Annotated in this window: 4 protein-coding genes; all 4 read right to left on the reverse strand. The window is 71.7% G+C overall.

What is annotated here, in order from left to right; genetic code table 11:
* A partial coding sequence (gene rfbA / locus CWC60_RS13860; protein ID WP_109794544.1) for a glucose-1-phosphate thymidylyltransferase RfbA occupies nt 1–845 on the reverse strand: 845 nt, incomplete at its 3' end.
* Nucleotides 842–1,723, reverse strand: a complete 882-nt coding sequence (gene rfbD, locus CWC60_RS13865; protein WP_109794545.1) for a dTDP-4-dehydrorhamnose reductase — start codon at nt 1,721–1,723, stop codon at nt 842–844. The genes rfbA and rfbD, both read right to left, overlap by 4 nt.
* Nucleotides 1,720–2,757, reverse strand: a complete 1,038-nt coding sequence (gene rfbB / locus CWC60_RS13870; protein WP_109794546.1) for a dTDP-glucose 4,6-dehydratase — start codon at nt 2,755–2,757, stop codon at nt 1,720–1,722. The genes rfbD and rfbB overlap by 4 nt, the downstream gene beginning before the upstream one ends.
* A gap of 5 nt (nt 2,758–2,762) precedes the next feature.
* Nucleotides 2,763–3,287, reverse strand: a 525-nt coding sequence (gene rfbC, locus CWC60_RS13875) for a dTDP-4-dehydrorhamnose 3,5-epimerase (RefSeq protein ID WP_206419933.1), incomplete at its 5' end; no start/stop codon positions are given.

The raw sequence follows: 3,287 nt of genomic DNA on the forward strand, positions 1-3,287 counted from the left end.
AGATAGCGGCCGTAGTCGTTGCCTTTCATCGCTTCGGCCAGGTCGCGCAGGCGCTCGTCGCCGATCCAGCCCATGCGCCAGGCGACTTCCTCGGGCGCGGAGATCTTCAGGCCCTGGCGCTTCTCGACGGCGTGGATGAACTCCGCCGCCTCCAGCAGGCTGACCGGCGTGCCCGTGTCCAGCCAGGCGAAGCCGCGGCCCAGCCTCTCCACCTTCAGCCGCCCTTCGGCGAGGTAGCGCCGGTTGACGTCCGTGATCTCCAGTTCGCCCCTGGGCGAGGGCGCGACCGACCGCGCGATCTCGGCGGCGCGGGCGTCGTAGAAGTAGAGCCCCGTGACCGCGTAGGGCGAGGACGGCCGCGCAGGCTTTTCGACGATGTCGGTCGCCCGGCCCTCCGCATCGAAGGCGACGACGCCATAGCGTTCGGGGTCGGCGACCTGATAGGCGAAGACCACGGCGCCTTCGCCAAAGTCCGCAGCTTCCCTGAGCAGGCCGGAGAAGCCGCGGCCATAGAAGATGTTGTCGCCCAGCACCAGGGCGCACTTCTCCCCGGCGGTGAAATCCTCGGCGATGATCAGCGCCTCGGCGATGCCGCGCGGCTCGGCCTGTTCGGCATAGGCAATCTCCAGGCCCCAGCCGCGCCCGTCGCCCAGCAGCGCCTCGAAGCGCGGCAGGTCCTCGGGCGTCGAGATCAGCAGGATCTCGCGGATGCCGGCCAGCATCAGCGTCGCCAGCGGATAGTAGACCATCGGCTTGTCGTAGACGGGCAGCAGCTGCTTGGAGACCACGCGCGTCATCGGGTGCAGCCGCGTGCCCGCGCCGCCGGCCAGCAGGATGCCCTTCATGATGCCTCCTCGGTCGCTTCCCCCAGATCGCCCAGCAGGCGTTTCAGATAGGGGCGCCAGTCGGGCTGCTCGACGCCGAAGGCGGCGCGGATGCGGGTGCAGTCCAGCACCGAATTGGCCGGCCGCGGGGCGGGGCGGTCGAACTCGTCGCTGGCGCAGGGCGTGACGGTCACCTCCGGCCGGTCGGCCAGCACCGCCTCGGCGAACTCCCGCCAGGTCACGGACGGCGCGCCGCAGAAATGGTAGGTCCCCCAGGGCACGATGTCGGCGCTGCCGCAGCGTTCGGCGATGTCGAGGCAGGCGTCGGCGATGGATTCCGCCGGGGTGGGGCCGCCGCGCTGGTCGTCGACGACGCGGATCGTGGTCTGGCCCTGATCGGCGAGCCGGCGCATGGTCTTGACGAAATTGCGCCCGATGCCGCCGAAGACCCATGCCGTGCGCAGGATCACGTGCTTGCCCCAGGCGTCGCGCACGGCGCGCTCCCCGGCCTCCTTGGTGCGGGCGTAGACGCCGACGGGGCTCACGGGATCGTCCTCGCGCCACGCCGTGGGTCTGGCGCCGTCGAAGACGTAGTCCGTCGACAGGTGAATCAGCGGCACGCCGAGCGGCGCGCAGGCGGCGGCCACATGGCCGGCGCCGTCGCGGTTGACCCGCTCCGCCCCCGTCTCGTCGGTCTCGGCCCCGTCGACGTCGGTATAGCCCGCGCAGTTGATCACCGTCGTGGGGCGGACCTCGTCGATCACGGCGCGGACGATCTCCCGGTCGGCGATGTCCAGGTCGTTGTGGGCGAGCCCGACGGTCGAGGCCCCGCGCGCCAGCGCCCGCCAGCGCAGCGCCGAGCCCACCTGTCCGCCCGCGCCCAGGATCAGCACCGTCATGCCGCGCTCCCCAGCCGGCGGCGGTCGTGTACCGCGCCGATCCAGTCGCGGTTGTCCAGGTACCAGCGGACGGTTGCCGCGATGCCGGCCTCGAAGGCGCGCGCCGGCCGCCAGCCCAGCTCGCGCTCGATCTTCGCCGGGTCGATGGCGTAGCGGAAATCGTGGCCGGGCCGGTCGCCGACGAAGCGGATCAGGTCGGCATGCGGGCGGTGGCGCGCCTCGGGCGTTTCGTCCAGCACGGCGCAGATCGCCCGCACCAGGTCGATGTTGCGCCGCTCGCCCCGCGCGCCGACCAGGTAGGTCTCGCCCGGCCGGCCGGCGTCGAGGACGCGAAGCAGCGCCGCGACATGATCGTCCACGTGAATCCAGTCGCGCACGTTCTCGCCCCGGCCGTAGACCGGCAGCGTCTCGCCGGCCAGCGCGTTCAGGATGATCACGGGGACCAGCTTCTCGGGGAACTGGAAGGGGCCGTAATTGTTGCCGCAATTGGTGATCAGCACCGGCAGCCGGTAGGTGGCGTGAAAGGCCCGCACCAGGTGGTCCGCGCCCGCCTTCGAGGCGGCATAGGGGCTGGTCGGGCGGTACGGGTCGCCCTCGCGGAAATGCCCCTCTCCCGGCAGCGCGCCATAGACCTCGTCGGTGGAGACGTGCAGAAACCGGAAGGCCGCCCGCGCCGCCTCGTCCAGACCGCGCCAGTGGTCCAGGGCGCATTCAAGCAGCACTTCCGTGCCCGTGACGTTGGTGCGGATGAAGGCCCCCGGCCCGTCGATGGAGCGGTCGACATGGCTCTCGGCGGCCAGGTGCATCACCGCGTCGGGCCGGAAGTCCGCGAAGGCGTCGGCCATCGCCGCCTTGTCGCAGATATCGGCCTTCAGGAAGCGGTAGCCCGGCCGGTCCGCGACGCTCGCGACGTTCTGCGGCAGGCCGGCATAGGTCAGGCAGTCGACGTTCAGCACCTCGGCGCCGTCGGCCACGAGCCGCCGCACCAGCGCCGATCCGATAAAGCCGCAGCCGCCGGTGACGAGAACCCGCATGGCGCTCACACCCCGCCGAAGCCGGCGAGGTCGGGCCAGGCGCGGTCCTTCTCCGAGAGGATCGCCGCGCCCCGGTCGACGGGCCAGTCGATGCCCAGCGCCGGATCGTCGAAGCGGACGCCCCGCTCGGCTTGCGCGTCGTAGTAGCCCGTCACCTTGTAGATCACCTCCGCGCCGTCGGTCAGCGTACAATAACCGTGGGCGAAGCCTTCGGGCACCCAGAGCTGCGCCCAGTTCTCGCCCGAGAGCTCCACCGCCACGTGCCGCCCGAAGGTGGGCGAGCCGCGGCGGACGTCAACCGCCACGTCCAGGATGGCGCCGCGCAGGCAACGCACCAGCTTCGCCTGCGGGCTGGGCGCCACCTGCAGGTGCAGGCCGCGCAGCGTGCCGGCCCGGCCGTTCAGGACGTGATTGTCCTGCACGAAGTCGGCCTCGATGCCCGCCGCGGCCAGCGCGCGCCGGTTCCAGACCTCGGAGAAGAAGCCGCGCCCGTCGCCGTGCCGCGCGGGCCGGACGATCCGCACTTCGGG

The sequence above is a fragment of the Minwuia thermotolerans genome (assembly GCF_002924445.1).
In the GTDB taxonomy this organism is placed as follows: Bacteria; Pseudomonadota; Alphaproteobacteria; order Minwuiales; family Minwuiaceae; genus Minwuia; species Minwuia thermotolerans.